Consider the following 18,120-nt stretch of genomic DNA (forward strand, 5'->3'; position numbering starts at 1 on the left):
AACAGATGATAAAGCAAATAATTTTAAAAATACAACAAAAAGACAAACGCCAAAAATGACGTTTGTCTACGTTCTGAGATATCCATGTTAAATGGATATCTTTTACTTTATTCCACCACAGCCTCGGCAATTTCTTCTGCAGTGATTCCTGCGAAGTAACGACCTAGGTTTATGGTTTGTAGGGATTTAAGAACGTCTTCGCGTTCGTATTTGACACCACGAAGGACATCTTCTACTGCTGCAACGTCTTCGATACCAAAGAAGTCTCCATAAATCTTGATGTCTTGGATTTTGGATTCAATAACATTCGCGAAGATTTCAACCTTACCGCTAGGGAATTTAGTGCCACGACGGACATTGTATTCAGGAGACTTTCCATAGTTCCAATCCCAGGTACCGAACTTGGTGTCCTTGATACGGTTAATCTCCGCCAATTCTTCATCTGAGAAGACATATTCTGTCATCTCAGGATATTCTTTCTTCATGTAGTCCAAAAGCAGGTCACGGAACTCTTCAACGGTAATTTTTTCTGGCAACTCGTCGATGATATTGGTCACACGAGCACGAACGGATTTAACCCCTTTAGACTCAAATTTGTCCTTAGATACCTTAAGAGCATTGGCAAGGACAGACAAATCAACATCAAAAAGAAGGCAACCATGGTGCATAATCCGTCCATTGATATAGGCTTGGGCATTGCCACAGAATTTCTTACCGTCAATCTCTAAGTCGTTACGGCCTGTAAATTCAGCTTTAACACCAAGTTCAGCTAAAGTATTGATAACTGGAGTAGAGAAGCTCTTGAAGTCAAAGGCCTTGTTTTCATCTTCTTTTGAAATGATTGTATAGTTTAGGTTGTTTAAATCATGGTAAACAGCGCCACCACCACTGATTCGACGGACTACTTCAATTCCATTTTCACGAACATAGTCACGGTTAATTTCCTCGATGGTATTTTGGTGACGACCTACAATGATAGATGGTTTGTTAATCCAAAGAAGGAAGATTTGATCCTCGTCCAAAAGGTGTTTAAAAGCATATTCCTCTAAAGCAATATTAAAAGCAGTGTCGTTTGAATGATTGACAATGTATTTCATAAGATACCTCCTAATACGATAGAGACTGGAAAATAATTCCAGTCTAGTCTATCTATTTTTATTTTTTCTTAGGTGAGTGAACTGCCAAGCCAAGTACATCCGCAAAAGCTTCGTACATCACTTCTGAGAAGGTTGGGTGACCATGAATGGTCTTAAGCATTTCTTCTACAGTGATTTCCATCTCAATGATGGTAGAAGCTTCGTTGATCAATTCAGCAGCTGCTGGACCAATGATGTGAACCCCAAGAACTTCACCATATTTCTTGTCAGCAATGACTTTAACAAATCCTTGAGCCGCATCTGATGCAATGGCACGTCCGTTTGCGGCAAAATTAAATTTACCGATTTGCACATCATATTTCTCACGAGCTTGTTCTTCTGTCAAACCAACAGCCGCAACTTCTGGAAGTGTGTAGATAGCTGCAGGAGTTAAGTTCAATTTGGCAACAGCGTGATTTCCTTTAAGGGCATTTTCAGCAGCTACTTCACCCATACGGAAGGCAGCGTGGGCCAACATCTTCGTACCGTTGATATCACCTGGTGCATAGATACCTGGAACAGATGTTTCCATGTATTCATTGACCTTGATACGACCACGGTCTAATTCAAACTCAACTTCTCCGATTCCTTCAAGATCTGGAACACGACCGATTGAAAGAAGAGCTTTGTTTGCGATGATATCGTCTTTGCCTTCAACCTTGATACGGAGTTTGCCATCTTCTTCGATGATTTCTTGCAGTTTAGTATCTGTCAAGATGGTCATTCCCTTGCGTTCAAGGATCAAGCGAAGGTTCTTAGATACTTCCGCATCCATGGCTGGCACAATCCGGTCCATCATTTCGATAACCGTAACTTTAGAACCAAAGGTCATGAAGGCTTGACCAAGTTCGATACCGACAACCCCACCACCAATGATGACAAGGCTTTCTGGTACTTCGTTCATTTCAAGGATATCGTCACTAGTCATCACAAGTGATGATTCCATACCAGGAACGTTAATCTTGCTGACTTTTGAACCACCAGCGAGGATAATCTTCTTAGTTTCAAGTAATTCAGTACCGTTTACCAAGACATTCTTATCTTTCGTAATGGTACCAATCCCCTTATGAACATCAACTCCATAGCTACGAAGAAGTCCTGCAACCCCACCAACCAAAGTATTTACGACCTTGTTCTTAGTTTCAAGAACCTTGTCCATATCCACTGTGAAACTAGGATTATCAATGATAATCCCACGGTTTGCCGCATGACCGATATTTTCAATGATTTCAGCGTTGTGTAGGTAAGTCTTAGTTGGGATACATCCGCGGTTCAAACATGTTCCACCAAGTTCAGATTTCTCAACAAGAGCAACCTTACCACCCAATTGAGCAGCCTTAATAGCAGATACATAACCAGCAGGACCACCACCGATCACTACGATATCATAAGCATCATCGCTCTTATCATCATTTGAAGCACTTGCTGAGGCTGGCGCTGGACTTGCTTCTGGAGTAGCTGCTCCAGCTGTTGGGATGTTCTCCCCTTCTTCACCAAGGTAACCGATAACTTCTGTAACAGGGACTGTCTCGCCGTCCCCTTTTAAGATAGCAATCAAGTAGCCATCTTCTTCCGCTTCCAATTCCATGCTGACTTTATCTGTCATGATTTCAAGGAGAATTTCTCCTTCTTTTACAAATTCACCGACTTTTTTATTCCACTGAACGATTTGTCCTTCGGTCATATCTACGCCGGCTTTTGGCATAATTACTTCTAAGGCCATTTTATTTCCCTCTTTTTCTTGTTTCTATTCTCTCTCGTTGATTAGACCAACATTGAAATCGGGTCTTCAATCAAGGCTTTCAAGTCTTTCATGAATTTGGCACCAGCCATACCATCGACAACGCGGTGGTCAATGGTCAAGCCCAAGCTCATGATTGGACGAATGACGATTTCACCATTAACTACAACTGGTTTTTCAATCGTTGCGCTAACCCCCAGGATAGCAGAGTTTGGTTGGTTGATAATCGGTCCAAATGATTGAACGCCAAACATCCCCAAGTTACTGATGGTAAAGGTTGAATTTTGTAATTCGCTTGGCGCTAATTTACCGTCCAAGGTACGTCCAATAACGTCCTTGAAGGCTACCACCAACTCTGATAAAGTCATCTTTTCTGCGTTATAGACAACCGGTGTCATCAGCCCATTGTCCATCCCAACCGCCATAGCCAAGTTGACATAGTTGTGAGTGATGATGGTTTTGCCATCCTCCGTCAATGACGCATTGATGTATGGATGTTTCATCAAGGTCTTAACAACCGCAAGTGAAAGCAAATCTGTTACAGTGACTTTCTTGCCAGTTGCTTCCATGATTGGATCCAAAACCTTCTTACGAAGCGCCAACATTTGAGACATATCGACGTCATAGTTCAATGTAAAGGTAGGTGCAGTCAAGTAAGATTCCACCATCCGTTGAGCAATCACCTTACGCATTGGTGTCATCGGAATCCGCTCGATTTCCCCATAAGGTGTTACATTATCAGGAGCTTCCTCCACCTTCTCAATTTGAGCAGGTGACTTAATGGTCTCATTCTCAATATTTTCAGGAAGAAAAGCAAGGACGTCCTTCTTCATGATCTTACCACGATGACCAGTTCCTTGGATCTCTTGCCAAGCAATATTGTGTTCTAAAGCAATTCGTTTTGCAAGTGGTGAAATGCGAACCACATTTGTGTCTTTATATGTTTCCACGTCTTCTTTGTGGACACGACCGTTTGCGCCTGAACCAGAAACATCATAGAGGTTGATCCCAAGATCATCCGCTAATTTTCTAGCCGCAGGAGTCGCTCTTAGCTTATCATCAGCCATGACCTCTCCTATTCTATACTAAGATATCAAGGACGAAGAGGACAAAGAAAAAATAGGAGATTGACGATGTGTTCGATGAACACAAGGAAATCTATCTTTTTTTCACAGGCCTCCGTCCGGATTCAATTATAAGATACTAAGGGCGTTAAAAGTCAAAGTGAAAATAGGAATCTTGATGAAGAAACTTTAGTTTCTAGGAAAGTTTATCTTTTTCACACAGACTTTAGCCCGAGTTCAATTTTATGATGCAAAGGGCGTTTAAAAGCGACCGAAAAATAGGAAATCAACACAGACTTCGATGAAGTCAAGGAGATTTATCTTTTTTCCGAGCTTTTAGCCCGTGCTCTAATCTAAGATACTAAGGACGCAGAGAACTCTGCATCGAAAGATACAAAGTTTCTTCGTCTGATGTACATATTACATAATTTATATTATGTATTATTCTTTGTTATACGTTTTACGAATGGCATCTTTGATGCTTTCAACTGTTGGAATCATTGCATTTTCAAGGTTTTGTGCGTAAGGCATTGGCACATCTTCCCCCGCACAACGACGGATGGGTGCATCCAAGTAATCAAATGCTTCTGATTCAGAAATGATAGCTGAGATTTCACCAATATAACCACTTGTCTTGTGGGCGTCATTGACAAGGACAACTTTTCCTGTTTTCTTGACAGAATTAATAATAATCTCTTTATCAAGCGGAACCAAGGTACGTGGGTCTACTACTTCTACTGAAATGCCTTCTTCAGCCAATTCTTCAGCTGCTTGCATGACACGACGAAGCATTTTTCCGTAGGTTACGACAGTGACATCAGTACCCTCACGTTTGATTTCTCCGACACCAAGTGGGATGGTATAGTCGGGATCAACAGGCACTTCCCCTTTTTGGTTGAATTCTGATTTGTATTCAAGAATGATAACTGGGTTGTTATCACGGATAGAAGACTTGAGAAGTCCTTTCATATCCGCTGGAGTTCCTGGAGCAACAACTTTCAAACCAGGAATATGGGTGAACCATGATTCCAAAGATTGGGAGTGTTGAGCTGCAGAACCAACTCCGTTACCGGCAGCACAGCGAACGGTCATCGGTACTTGCCCTTTTCCACCAAACATGTAGCGCGTCTTCGCAGCTTGGTTGACGATAGCATCCATGGCAATCACAGAGAAATCCATGAAGGTCATATCAACGATTGGGCGAAGTCCAGTCATGGCTGCACCTGCTGCTGCACCTGAAATCGCGGCCTCAGAAATCGGACAGTCACGGACACGTTCTGGACCGAATTCCTCAAGCATCCCTACGGAAGTTCCGAAGTCTCCACCAAAAACTCCGACATCTTCCCCCATCAACAATACATTTTCGTCGCGACGCATTTCCTCAGACATAGCAAGGATAATGGTATCGCGGAAAGACATTAATTTTGTTTCCATAATTCTCTACTCCCCCTTAGTCTGCGTAAATATCTTCGAAAGCTGATTCGAGTGGAGGGAATGGGCTTTCTTCCGCAAATTTCACTGAAGCTTCAACGGCTTCTTTCACTTCTTCTTGAATCTGATCCAATTCTTCTGCGCTCGCAATTTCATTTTCAAGGAGATACTTGCGAAGATTTTCAATTGGATCTTTCTTCTTCCACTCTTCGACTTCTTCACGAGTCCGGTATTTACCAGGGTCAGATGAAGAGTGACCAAGCCAACGATAGGTGACACTTTCGATCAAGACAGGACCTTTACCGGAGCGGACGTGTTCAACAGCTTTTTGGAATCCTTCATAGACATCAATGACGTTGTTACCATCAGGAATAAACATTCCTGGAATACCGTAAGCAGCACTACGTTCGTGGATATGCTTGACATTGGTCATTTTCTTAATGTCAGCAGAGATTCCATAACCATTATTGATACAGTAGAAAATAACTGGAAGATTCCAGATCGAAGCCATATTGACCGCTTCATGGAAGACACCCTCGTTGGTTGCCCCATCACCAAAGAAGCAGACAACAATCTTGCCAGTCTTATGCATTTGTTGAGTAAGGGCTGCACCTACGGCAATCCCCATACCACCACCGACGATACCGTTGGCACCGAGGTTACCAGCATCCAGGTCAGCGATATGCATAGAGCCTCCCTTCCCTTTACAAGTACCCGTATACTTACCAAGGATCTCAGCCATCATGCCATTCAGGTCGATACCTTTCGCGATGGCTTGACCGTGACCACGGTGGTTAGAAGTTAGCAGGTCATCCTCGTTCAAGGCTAGCATAGCCCCAACGTTGGCTGCTTCTTCCCCAACAGAAAAGTGCGTCATTCCTGGCACTTTCCCTTTTTTTACTAACTGTGCAATTTTTAAGTCCATGCGACGGATTTCTTCCATTTTACGGAACATTTCCAATAAGAGACTTTTGTCTAATGTTGCCATTATTTCGCCTTTCTTAGCATTTATTCATTCTCTTTCATTCTAGCCAAAAATGTAAGCACTGTCAAAGAATTTGATCATTTCCCTTCACAAACTAAATCGCCTAACATACTGATAGAAATGATTTTACAAACTGTTATATAAAAGATTCACAAACTTTCACATGATAAGCCGGTCACATCAAAAAAACCGATAGGAAAGCCCTATCGGAATCATCTTATTGATGGCGTTGACCAAAGTCACGAATCATTTGTTCCAACTCCTTACGGCTTGGAGTTGTTAACATGTAGAGATAGTCCCCTTGAAGCTCTGCAAAGGCTGCAGGCATATCCTTCTTCACGCGGAACTGGTCTTGGTATTTGGCCAAAACTTCTTCCTCTGAAAGGACATAGGCTGCATTGGCACGGCGAGAAGTCGCCAAGCAATAAAGAGGCTCAAATTCAGAAGTTGGGAAAGGTTCTCCGGCTACAATAGCTGCATAACCTAGGTACAAGTCGATGGAATGAGCATAATTGTAGACATCGATCGTAAAGCCACCTGCTGGACGATTATTGTACTCGATTGCAATATAGTCATCCCCATCACGGAAGAACTCAATGTGGAAGAAACGTTCCTTCATGCCAAAGGCTTTAACAATCGCTTCCCCATACTGACGCAATTTTGGATCCATCTCTTTGAGGACATAATATGAATTGTCCATTTTGTAGAGCATTAAATCAAGTGGCGTATAGGCATAGTCAAAAGTAGTTGAGAAGACAATGTTACCATCGCGATCGACCAGACCATCGAAGGTACAAATCTCGCTAGAAGTGACGAATTTCTCAAAGAAATACTCCGTATGTCCATCCCATTCTGCTTTAAAATGATCGACATCTTCTGGTGTTTCAAGTTTAAAGGTCGCTGCTGCACCTACTCCATTATCAGGCTTGGCAATCAATGGCAACCTAATTTTCTTCACAGCCTTGTCGATATCTTTTTCTGCTTTTACCACAGCACCAGGAACGACAGGAACTCCTGCTTTCTTGAAGAGTTTTTTCATTTCTGATTTAAACTTGGTTTTCTTCAAATCTTTAGGTTTGGCACCAAAGACATTAAATTGCTCACGAAGTGCCGCATCCAATTCCAACCAGTATTCATTGTGAGACTCGATGCGATCGATTGGGCCGTGTTTATAGAACAGAAAGGCTGCTGCACGCCTCACTTCATCTAAGTCTTCCATATTTTCTACACGGAAATACTCTGTCAAACTATTGCGCAAAGGCTCATCTAACTGTTCGTAAGGCTCTTGACCAATCCCCAAGACAGTGATTCCTTTGTTAGCTAGTTCAATGGTGAATTGTTGGAAATTTTGTGGATAATAAGGTGAAATAACAAGATAATTCATAGAGGTCTCCTCCCTTTTTGACTTATAGATACATTTGTCCTAGGAAATAGGGCATTTGCTTGCGCCACCAGTCCCAATCATGGGCTACATCGTGTCCCCATTCAGCAAACCAAGCAGGGATATTTTTGTGGTCAAAGGCTTCTTTCAGTTTGTAGAAAGATGGTAGACCATCTTGTTCCCAAGCTCCAAGACCGGTACAAACAACAATTTCCGCCTGACGGTAACGGTCGATAAACCAGCCATCATTTTGGTGCCAAATGTAATCAGATGGAGAATTTTGGTAAATCGCTTCATCCCCACCAAACTCACCAACAAAGAAACGAGCATCATAGATACCACTCAAAGCTACAACTTTGTTGAAAACATCTGGATGTTGCAAGAAGAAATTAAGGGCATGGTAGGCTCCCATAGAGCAACCGGTTGTCATCATTGGGTCAAACCAACCCGTTTTGTGCTTAATGAAAGGAATGGCTTCTTCAATCACGTAGCGTTCATAGGCACGATGCATTTCTGCACGGTCGTGAGGGTTTTTCCAATTACAAAGCCAGCTTTCACTATCGACACTTGAAAGGGTGAAAAATTGAACCCGTCCTTCTTCGATAAACTGAGCACAGGCATCAATCATACCAAAGTCATAGTACTCATTATGGCTTCCACCTGATGAAGCGAAGACCACTACAGGAATCCCTGCATGTCCATAACGGTTTAGATACATTTCGCGGTTAAGTTGGCCACTCCAGTGGCTTAGATGTTCAATATTCATAGGTTCCCTCTTTCTTTATTATAAAACTTTAAAAGCTTCTAGTCCCACTTCTCTGCTAAGAAACGAAGACATTCCGGTAAATGCTCTGCCCAGGCTTCTTCATGGTGGATAGCCCCAGACTGAATCCGAATGGCGATATTTTCTAAAGCTACTCCTTGTTGAATGACATCATGATAGTAACGAAGAGATGAGTCAATATAGGCTTGCTTGATATTCCCTGCCATTAGGGTTTTATCGGTATCATCAGCCTCTTCAGTCCCCACATAGATGTAAATGCGTTGATCTGCATATAATTTTTTACGCTCGATATAATGATTGAAGGCATCTTGATGCAGCCAGTTAGCGGATGAAAAGACACCTAAACAACCAATTTGATCTTGGTACTCTAATCCCAAAAATTGGGTAATATTTCCACCCAAGGAAGAACCAATCATGGCTGTATGTTCTCTGTCAGCAAGAGTCCGGTATTCTTGGTCAATGAAAGGTTTGACCACTTCCATAACGAACTCTCCGTACTCAACGCCCTTGCCACCAAATTGCATTCCAGGAATATTAGATTCCTTGTATTTCCAGGCAGAGTATTCATTCATGCGTTGGAAACCATCATTATCGATAGCAACGACAATCATGCGGCTAATATCAGGATTCCGCTTAATGGCTGGAATCACCTTCCAGGAATGACCTGCAAAAGCTTCCTTGCTATAGAGAACATTCTGGCCATCATGAAAATAGACAACAGGATAGCGTCGATCAGTATCTGTTTCATAATTCTTAGGTAATAAGACTCGCACACGACGGAGTTTTCCGGTATAAGGCACTTTCAACTCGTGTGTCTTCATATCTAAATAAAAATAGGATTTGTTCATTGTCAGAAAACTCTCTATATTCTAAATTTTATTCATTATACCATTTTTAGAAGAAAAAGTCTGGATTTCTCCAAACTTTTTCATTGATTGACTTTATTTTCCAATAAATGTAGCCAGATCTTGTAAAGAACGTTCGGCAATTTTCTCATACCGTTCCTTTTTATCCCGAATGCGTGGGCCTTCCAGCTCCTTAATAATTCCGAAGTTGACATTCATGGGTTGGAAATGCTTGCTGTCGGCATGGGTAATATAGTGAGCCAAACTTCCGATCGCTGTTGTTTCTGGGAAAATCGCTGCTTCTTCTCCTTTAAAAAGACGTGCCGCATTGATCCCAGCCACCAAACCTGAAGCCGCTGACTCGACATAGCCCTCTACTCCTGTCATTTGACCCGCAAAGAAGAGGTTGGCTTGCTTCTTAGAACGGTAGGTTTGTTCAAGGAGATTTGGAGAGTCCATGTAAGAATTGCGGTGCATGACGCCATATCTCACAAACTCCGCATTTTCCAAACCAGGAATCATTTGAAAGACCCGCTTTTGCTCGCCCCATTTAAGGTGAGTTTGGAAGCCAACGATATTGTAGAGGCTAGCAGCTGCATTGTCTTGGCGCAATTGGACTACCGCATAAGGGGTCTTAAACTCCCCGTCACGAGGTCCTTTGTAGTCATCTGGATACTCGAGACCAACTGGTTTCATAGGACCATAGAGCATGGTTTTGATGCCTCGTTTGGCCATGACTTCAATTGGCATACAACCTTCGAAATACTTTTCTTTTTCAAAAGAGTTGAGCGGGGCTTCTTCCGCATTCACCAAAGCCTCATGGAAGTCCATAAACTCTTGTTTGGTCATGGGACAGTTGAGATAAGCCGCTTCTCCTTTGTCATAACGAGACTTGAGGTAAACCTTGTTCATATCGACGGTATTGACATCGATGATTGGAGCTGCTGCATCATAGAAATAGAAGCCATCGCCACCATTGAGCTCGTGGATCTTTTCCGCCAAGGCATCGCTGGTTAGAGGGCCCGTTGCGACGACTGTGATCGCGTCTGTCGGCAATTCTGTAATTTCATCGCGAATCACTTCAATGAGTGGGTGTTGGGATACCTTTTCCGTTACTCGACTAGCAAAGCCTTCCCGGTCCACTGCCAGTGCTCCACCAGCTGGTACACGAGTCGCTTCAGCCGCTTCAAGGATGACAGACCCCAGACGACGCATTTCTTCTTTGAGGAGCCCGACAGCATTGGTTAGAGAATCCCCTCGGAGAGAGTTGGAACAGACTAACTCAGCAAAGTTGTCTGTTTTGTGTTGTGGAGTAGATTTGACTCCCCGCATTTCGTAAAGCTTGACCGGAATACCCTGTTGGGCAATCTGATAAGCTGCTTCCGAGCCAGCAAGGCCTGCACCGATGACATTGATATAAGATTGAGACATGACACTAATACCTCTTTGGGTATCCAAACCACCCCACTAGACTGTTAGACACCCACAAATCTTTCTAATTTTCTACTTGGTCCATTATACCAGAAAGCCAAGTAAAAAGACAGGGAGGGTTTTCCTTCCTGTCTTAGACCTAAGTCTGTTATTTGTTTTCTTATAGACACAACCAAGCAGCAAAGAGGGCTGATAGGATACTGAATAAGGACCCGATTAAATAATACTCTGCGAAGGCTGGATTCTCCGAAATTTTATTGTAGCGGGCGATGGATTTGGCCGTAAAGACCAGACCGATAGAAGCAAATTGGCCGTAGACGAGACAGGCACCGATAATCAACCGCTCTAAGAAGCCAATCATGGAACCAGCCCCAGTGATGGTATCCATTTTCTCCTCCATCGTCGGCTGGTACTTAGCAAAAAGAATTTTAAAGACGATATTGGTCGGTTTTCCCACTAGGAGGACATAAAAGATTAGCTTTAAACTGTCAATAGGTAAATAAGTCGTGCCATTTTTAGCTCCCCAAAGGACTAGGAAACTAATGATACCGACATGCAAGACTTGATCCAATGCAAAAGTCCATGCGGCTGTTACATTCAATTGCTTCTGCACCCAAGGTTTTCCGTAATCAATCCCTGCATGAGTCAGCAAAATGATCAAGCAAATCCACCACAAATCCAGATGACAGAGGGAAACGACGAATAGAGGCAGAGCTACATACAGAATATGAAGCCCGAGCACCTTCTTATCCTGATCCTTGTGGTCCGCCATCTTTTGACTTTGAAAATAATAATCAGACAACAAATGACAACTCAACAAGAGAAGCAAGTATGGATTTGTTACGATACTAGATAATCCTGTCATAAGCCTCTCCTTTCGCTAAACTTTGAATACTAGCTAGTGCTGCTGCTCGCCCCCGTAAGTAAACCCGGATACTGCTACTTTTCAGCCGTTTAGAGAGAGCACTTGGGTTTATCTCCAGCGATTGGGCCAAATCCTGCTGACTAAAATTCTCACTATATACACACCTCTTAAGAAGATCTAGCAGGATTTCTTCCTGACTTCCACGCCAACCCGAACGAATGGCTTCCCCGGAAGCGATGAGGGCATTCACAAAGAAGTCTTGCTTTTCCTTCCCGCATGAAAAATAAATCTGGGTATTGCCGTAGTCATTTTTCTGATGAACCAGATTGATGGCGGCGCGTGCATTCCAATAGGCTGGCCCATCCGCACCGATACTTTGTAAGGGATCAATATCTGTTACAATCTCCCCGAGACCAATCCCGAAACGAAGTTGAGTCGGGGTTAGTTCAGAACGCAGGGTATCGATGATTTGAAAAACCGGAGCATCCACCTTTAAGAGCCCCTGAAACTCATCACCAAGGGTCAAGGTAAAATTGGATGCTATGAATTCTCCAAATAGTTCATTCATTGTTTGAAGCGTTTTTTCTAACTGTTTTTGCAGGTCAAAACGCTCTTGAACCATTTTGGAATCAATGACATCTGCAATCAAAGCAAGATACATAAGCCCACCTCCTTGTGTCTATTATAACGAAAAAAAACAAAAATGTCTATTATAACAGACATTTATTAAAATTGCCGTTATAATAGACATCGCATGATTCTAAAATCTTATTTTACTTTTTCTTCTTCGTAGTCGCCGTTGCTACATACGACTTGCTTACCGCCACCACGAACTTTTTTCTCAACTAGGTAGTGACCACATTTTGGACAGTCACGGCCAATTGGCTTGTCCCAAGAGGTGAATTCACAGTCTGGATAGCGATTGCATCCATAGAAGAGACGGTTCCGTTTGGTTTTACGCTCGATGATTTGGCCTTGGTGACAGTCTGGACATTCCACCCCAATTTCCTTAACGATGGCTTGGGTATGGCGACAATCTGGGAAATTACTACAAGCATAGAACTTACCAAATCTACCCAACTTGATGACCATCGGACTTCCACAAACCTCACAGTCAAATCCAGCAGCCTCATCCTTGATTTGGATTTTCTCCATTTCCTCTTCAGCCTTGGCTACTTCTTTTTTAAAGGGTTGGTAGAAGGAATCAATGACCTTTTGCCACTGTTCTTTTCCGAGTTCGACATCATCCAGCTTCCCTTCCATCTCTGCGGTAAAGGTTACATTGACGATATCTGGGAAGAATTCAACGATCAGTTTATTGACGATTTCTCCTAATTCGGTTGGCTCGAAGCGTTTGGCTACAAGCTTCACGTAATAGCGTTTTTGAATGGTCTCAATGGTCGGTGCATAGGTTGAAGGACGACCAACTCCATTTTCTTCTAAAGTCTTAATCAAAGTCGCTTCAGAGTATCGAGCTGGTGGTTGGGTAAAGTGCTGTTCAGGTTTGCTGTTAACCTGAGTGACGGTATCCCCTTCTTCCATGTCCGGTAGCATCTTATTTTTGTCCGAATCATTGTAGATCGCCAAATAGCCGTCAAACTTCACCTGACTACCATTTGCTGTATATTGAACCCCATTTTGCCCCAAACGAACATTCATAGTATCAAAAACAGCTGCCGTCATCTGACTAGCCACAAAACGATTCCAGATCAAGGTGTAGAGCTTAAGCTGGTCCTTGTCTAGGTACTTGGCAATTTTCTCAGGCGTATTGTAGACACTAGAAGGACGAATGGCTTCGTGGGCATCTTGAGCACCAGAAGCATTCTTAATCCGACTACCATGCTTAGAATACTTGTCTCCAAATCGATCAATGATAAAGCTAGCTGCTTCATTTTGAGCGACTGGACTAATCCGAGTCGAATCCGTACGCATATAAGTGATCAAACCTTGAACACCAGATCCAATATTGATTCCTTCGTACAATTGCTGGGCCACCATCATGGTCTTACGTGTACGGAAGTTAATCTTATTGGCTGCGTCCATCTGCATGGAAGAAGTTGTGTAAGGAAGCGGTGCATTACGTTTGCGCTCTTTCTTCTCAACCTTTTCAACGATATACTCTTTCCCATCGAGGTGCGAAAGTACAGCTTTCACATCCTCCTGGTTTTGAAGTTTCATCTTCTTGCCATTCATTCCATAGAAATTGGCTTGGAATTGCTTGGTCCCCTTTTTAAAGGTTCCATCAATTGTCCAATATTCTTCTGGTTGGAAGGCATTGATTTCTTCTTCCCGGTCAATAATTAACTTAAGCGCAACGGATTGCACCCGACCAGCCGAAAGTCCCTTCTTCACCTTTTTCCATAGAATTGGTGAGATGGAGTACCCAACAATCCGGTCCAAGACACGGCGCGCTTGTTGAGCATCTACCAGATCCATATCAATCTTACGGGGTTCTTGAAAGGCATTTTTTACCGCATCCTTGGTAATTTCGTTGAAAACAACGCGGTTCTTATCTTCCTTATCCAACTGAAGAATATGCGCCAAATGCCAAGAAATAGCTTCTCCTTCACGGTCCGGGTCACTTGCGAGAAAGACTTGTTTGGCTTTTTTAGCCTCTTTTTTCAAATCATTAATCAAAGGACCTTTTCCGCGAATATTGATGTACTCTGGTTCGTAATTGTTCTCAAAATCAATAGACATGGTAGATTTTTTCAAGTCACGAATATGACCCACGCTGGCCATGACCTTATAATTTCTACCAAGATACTTTTCAATCGTCTTCGCTTTCGCAGGAGACTCCACGATGACTAAATTCTTTTTAGTTGTTGTGGTTTTCTTTTTTGTTTTAGTAGCCACTTTTTTACCTCTATTTTGTAATAAACCTCATAGAGTGTAAACTATTTTTTTCGGGATGTCAACCGTGAAGTTCTCCTATAGGAAAACTCATTTTAAAATTCAAACTCATCTAGGACATCTTTTCCACTGGTGACCAGCTTTGCACCTTCTTGAATGAGGTGGTGACAGCCATCTGAACGTCCATCCAAGATCGAACCAGGAATAGCAAAGACATCTCGCCCTTCTTCCATAGCACGCTCGCAGGTGATCAGACTTCCAGATCGCATCCGCGCTTCCGCCACAATCACTGCTCTAGAAAGCCCAGCAATAATCCGATTGCGTTCTGGAAAATGATGTTTTTGAGGGCCTTGTCCAGGACCGTATTCTGTTAACACTAAATGACTCCCACTCATGTACTTCTGCAATTGTTTATTGGATCTAGGATAGAAGACATCTAAGCCAGTACCAATCACTCCAATTGTCTTTCCTCCATTTCGAATAGCGGCATAATGGGCTGCAGCATCAATTCCCTTGGCTAATCCGCTCACCACAATCAATTCATTATTTAACTCGTTAATGATTTTCTCGACGGATTGAATCCCGTTACGACTACAGGATCGACTTCCTACGACCGCAATCTTTGGCTGTTTAAGAAGATCAATATTGCCTGAGTAAAACAACAAAACAGGTGGGTTATGCATCCAGAGAAGCTCTTCAGGATATTCCGGATCCATAATGGAAATCGAATCAAACTCCTTAAACTCTTCTCTCAAGACCTTGTCATCAATCCGGATATACCGTTCCATAAATAGTGTTTGATTACGACAACCTGCAATTTTTGCCATTAATTCTAAAGAGGGCCACTCCCCATTCATTTCCCAGTAATTGACAATGTTAAAAACCTGTAGATTTGACAGGCCAGCAACCTTTAATTTATAAAGTTCATATTTCTTCATTCGTAAACCTCTTTTTCTACTATCTATTTATAATATTCGTAAAAGAAAACAAAAAAAGCTCTAAAAATAGAACTTTTTAATGATTTTCTAAGATGTTAAAATGACAAACTGCCCCCAAAAGATTACTTGAGTTGTGGTAACGAGCTGCTTGAATCTCTACTAAAGAAAATCGTTGCTCCCCACTTTCCTCCATCAGGCTTTTATACTGATGGTTAATCTCTTCTAAAAGAAGGGGTTGACTACTAATTCCCCCACCAATCGTCACTTTTTCAAGCCGAACCAAAGACTGAAGGTTATAGATTAGGATCGCAATTTCTCGACAATAAGAAGCAAATAAGTCTTGCAATTCCTCATGATAACCAGCTTCAAGGACTTCAAAAACTTGAACTCCATCTTCTTCAGGCAATTCTAGGAGTCGACTAGCATTAGCCACAAAATTGACTGCAGAGCCTAAATTTTGAACCAAACTGGAAATCCCATGTCGCAAAATCTCGGTCTGATATTGCTTTTGTTCAGGAGTCACTTGCTTCTCCCCTAAGCTTGGCCAACGAAGATAATCCTTGAGATTCCAGGTGGAAATTAAGGAACCGTTGGAAGTCAAGGCTAAGCCTACCCCAGTTCCTAACACAAAGGTTGCGCCACAATCACAATCCTGGAGGTTTCCAATTCGTGCTTCTGCCAAGCCTGCAGCATCCCCATCGTTGAGGACGGTCACAGGGACTTGAAAAGTCTTATTTAAACGAGAAGCTAAAGGAATATTCCTTAAATAAGGAACGAGGCCACCTTTAAAGACAAATCCCAGTCGACTATTGATTTCACCCGGACAAGAGATGGCGATCCCAGTGATTCGATTCTGGAACAAGCAAATCACGCGCTCAAGAGCTTCCCAGAATTCCTCAATAGTAGCTGGTGTCGGAACTTTAGAGGAATCATTCACCTGATAGGCTTCATCCACTAAGGCATATTTAATAAAGGTTCCTCCAATATCAAAGGCTAATAGCATTTCCTTCCCTCCTAGTCAAGATCCGTCATGGACTTAATGGGTTCGAAGCTTCGACGATGGATAGGCGTGACCCCATGTCTTTCCAAGCCCTCAAGATGATTGCTTGTCCCATACCCCGCATTCTGAGCAAAATCATAACCTGGATACTTTTGGTCATAGGCTGCCATCATCTGATCTCGTGTCACCTTCGCCACAATAGAAGCAGCTGCGATAGACAGAGAATTAGCATCTCCTTTGATGATGGATGTCTGAGAAATAGGGAGGTCCAATTTCATAGCATCAATCAAGAGGTGTTGAGGTTGAGGGTCCAATTCTTGAATAGCCTCAAGCATGGCTAATTTGGTTGCTTCATAAATATTAACCTGATCAATGACCCGATTATCTTTTATCCCAATCCCGACAGAGAGAGCCTGATCTAAAACCGCTTGGTAAATAGCACGGTGCTTCGATTTTGGAATTCTCTTACTATCGTTTAAACCTGGAATCTTACAATTTTCAGGCAGAATGACGGCTGCTGCGACGACAGGGCCAGCCAAAGGGCCTCGCCCTACTTCATCAACACCTGCAATAAGATGAATCCCTTGAGCATAAAGTTCTTTCTCATAGGCTAGCATTTTTTCCAAACGCAAATCTTCGTCTACTTGTTTTTGGAGTTCGCGTTTTCGTTTGCTGATAGCCGCTTGAACGCCCGCTCGACCATCAAGGATCAACTCTTCAAATAAGGGATGATCTAGCCTATCAATCGTTGACAAACACTCTTTGATTTCTTTAATCGTTGGCATCTACTTCACCTACACGATCAAGGGTATAGCGACCCAAACGACCATCACGTACATCCTTGACAAACAAACTGTAGAAGCGATCATAATCATCTCGGAAACCTAAGCGTTGAGTCATCTCCATAATGATTTCAGGCGCTTCCTGATCTAATTTCATTTGCTTATAGCGTTCTTGTAACTCTTTAGGGTAGTGCTCTTTAAAATAGTTGAGGCCAAAAATGGTCACTTCATCCATTGGAAGCAACTGGTCCTTAATTGCTCCTGTTAAGGCGAGCTTCAAGGCCACTTCTTCATCTTCAAATTTTGGCCAAAGAATCCCTGGGGTATCCAAGATTTCGAGGTCCTTATTGGTTTTCAACCACTGTTGCCCCTTGGTCACCCCTGGTTTATTTCCAACAACAGCAATCTTTTTCCCTGCTAAGCGGTTCATCAGCGTTGATTTACCAGCATTGGGAATCCCGATAATCATGGTCCGAAGGGTTTCAATTTGAATCCCTCGTTCCTTCTGACGGGCAATTTTATCGGCCATCAAAGACTTAGCAGCATCTGTAACCTTTTTAACCGTAGATTGCTCTTTAGAGTTAATAGCCAAAGTTTTGATCCCTTGTGACTCAAAATACTCCTGCCATTCTTTTGTAGCGACAGGATCTGCCAAGTCTACCTTGTTCAGAATCATCAGCTTAGGCTTATCACCAACAATTTTTGTTAACATAGGATTTTGACTTGATAGAGGCAAACGAGCGTCCACCAAAATTGTCACGAAATCCACAAATTTAATATTTTCTTGTACTTGTCTTCTAGCTTTGGACATATGTCCAGGAAACCATTGAATAATCGCCATGAAATGAAATCCTTTCAACATTCAATCTTATCTATTATACCAT

At 42.5% G+C, this 18,120-nt stretch carries 16 protein-coding genes; all 16 read right to left on the minus strand.

Annotated features, from left to right (window positions below; all coding sequences use genetic code 11):
- Positions 1–107 precede the first annotated feature (107 nt).
- Positions 108–1,097, minus strand: coding sequence for a lipoate--protein ligase (gene lplA / locus ABT997_RS02380; protein ID WP_350018645.1), 990 nt, complete (start codon positions 1,095–1,097; stop codon positions 108–110).
- A 58-nt stretch (positions 1,098–1,155) separates the two neighbouring features.
- A complete protein-coding gene (lpdA, locus tag ABT997_RS02385; RefSeq protein WP_350018646.1) occupies positions 1,156–2,859 on the minus strand; it encodes a dihydrolipoyl dehydrogenase in 1,704 nt (567 codons plus the stop codon).
- A 41-nt stretch (positions 2,860–2,900) separates the two neighbouring features.
- Positions 2,901–3,944, minus strand: coding sequence for a dihydrolipoamide acetyltransferase (locus ABT997_RS02390; protein ID WP_238656376.1), 1,044 nt, complete (start codon positions 3,942–3,944; stop codon positions 2,901–2,903).
- A 438-nt stretch (positions 3,945–4,382) separates the two neighbouring features.
- The gene (locus ABT997_RS02395; protein WP_023026810.1) at positions 4,383–5,375 is read right to left on the minus strand and encodes an alpha-ketoacid dehydrogenase subunit beta; all 993 of its coding nucleotides are present in this window, start codon (positions 5,373–5,375) and stop codon (positions 4,383–4,385) included.
- Between the two features lie 16 nt (positions 5,376–5,391).
- Positions 5,392–6,360, minus strand: a complete 969-nt coding sequence (locus ABT997_RS02400) for a thiamine pyrophosphate-dependent dehydrogenase E1 component subunit alpha (protein WP_048789008.1) — start codon at positions 6,358–6,360, stop codon at positions 5,392–5,394.
- Between the two features lie 214 nt (positions 6,361–6,574).
- On the minus strand, positions 6,575–7,741 hold the full coding sequence (locus tag ABT997_RS02405; RefSeq protein WP_350018647.1) for an ATP-grasp domain-containing protein: 1,167 nt from the start codon (positions 7,739–7,741) through the stop codon (positions 6,575–6,577).
- Between the two features lie 22 nt (positions 7,742–7,763).
- On the minus strand, positions 7,764–8,504 hold the full coding sequence (locus ABT997_RS02410) for an esterase family protein (RefSeq protein ID WP_126404226.1): 741 nt from the start codon (positions 8,502–8,504) through the stop codon (positions 7,764–7,766).
- Between the two features lie 38 nt (positions 8,505–8,542).
- Positions 8,543–9,370 carry an alpha/beta hydrolase gene (locus ABT997_RS02415; RefSeq protein WP_070465931.1) on the minus strand — a complete coding sequence of 276 codons (828 nt, stop codon included), beginning with the start codon at positions 9,368–9,370 and terminating at the stop codon, positions 8,543–8,545.
- Between the two features lie 93 nt (positions 9,371–9,463).
- The gene (gene trmFO / locus ABT997_RS02420; protein WP_048715976.1) at positions 9,464–10,798 is read right to left on the minus strand and encodes a methylenetetrahydrofolate--tRNA-(uracil(54)-C(5))-methyltransferase (FADH(2)-oxidizing) TrmFO; all 1,335 of its coding nucleotides are present in this window, start codon (positions 10,796–10,798) and stop codon (positions 9,464–9,466) included.
- 160 nt (positions 10,799–10,958) lie between these two features.
- Positions 10,959–11,663 (minus strand): DUF3307 domain-containing protein, encoded by a 705-nt coding sequence (locus ABT997_RS02425; protein ID WP_048715974.1) that lies wholly within the window; start codon positions 11,661–11,663, stop codon positions 10,959–10,961.
- Positions 11,647–12,324: a SatD family protein gene (locus tag ABT997_RS02430; RefSeq protein WP_048715972.1), complete on the minus strand. Its 678-nt coding sequence runs from the start codon at positions 12,322–12,324 to the stop codon at positions 11,647–11,649. Before ABT997_RS02430 ends, ABT997_RS02425 begins: the two co-directional genes overlap by 17 nt.
- 107 nt (positions 12,325–12,431) lie before the next feature.
- Positions 12,432–14,519, minus strand: a complete 2,088-nt coding sequence (topA, locus tag ABT997_RS02435) for a type I DNA topoisomerase (protein ID WP_154852831.1) — start codon at positions 14,517–14,519, stop codon at positions 12,432–12,434.
- Between the two features lie 92 nt (positions 14,520–14,611).
- Positions 14,612–15,454 carry a DNA-processing protein DprA gene (gene dprA / locus ABT997_RS02440; protein WP_048715968.1) on the minus strand — a complete coding sequence of 281 codons (843 nt, stop codon included), beginning with the start codon at positions 15,452–15,454 and terminating at the stop codon, positions 14,612–14,614.
- 76 nt (positions 15,455–15,530) lie between these two features.
- Positions 15,531–16,457 (minus strand): ROK family protein, encoded by a 927-nt coding sequence (locus ABT997_RS02445; protein ID WP_048715966.1) that lies wholly within the window; start codon positions 16,455–16,457, stop codon positions 15,531–15,533.
- 11 nt (positions 16,458–16,468) lie between these two features.
- A complete protein-coding gene (gene rnhB, locus ABT997_RS02450; protein WP_154852828.1) occupies positions 16,469–17,239 on the minus strand; it encodes a ribonuclease HII in 771 nt (256 codons plus the stop codon).
- Complete coding sequence (ylqF, locus tag ABT997_RS02455; protein WP_048715962.1) at positions 17,226–18,077, minus strand: ribosome biogenesis GTPase YlqF; 852 nt, start codon at positions 18,075–18,077, stop codon at positions 17,226–17,228. Before ylqF ends, rnhB begins: the two co-directional genes overlap by 14 nt.
- Positions 18,078–18,120 lie beyond the last annotated feature (43 nt).

Origin of the sequence: Streptococcus australis (assembly GCF_040226615.1) — a bacterium.
GTDB lineage: Bacteria > Bacillota > Bacilli > Lactobacillales > Streptococcaceae > Streptococcus > Streptococcus australis_E.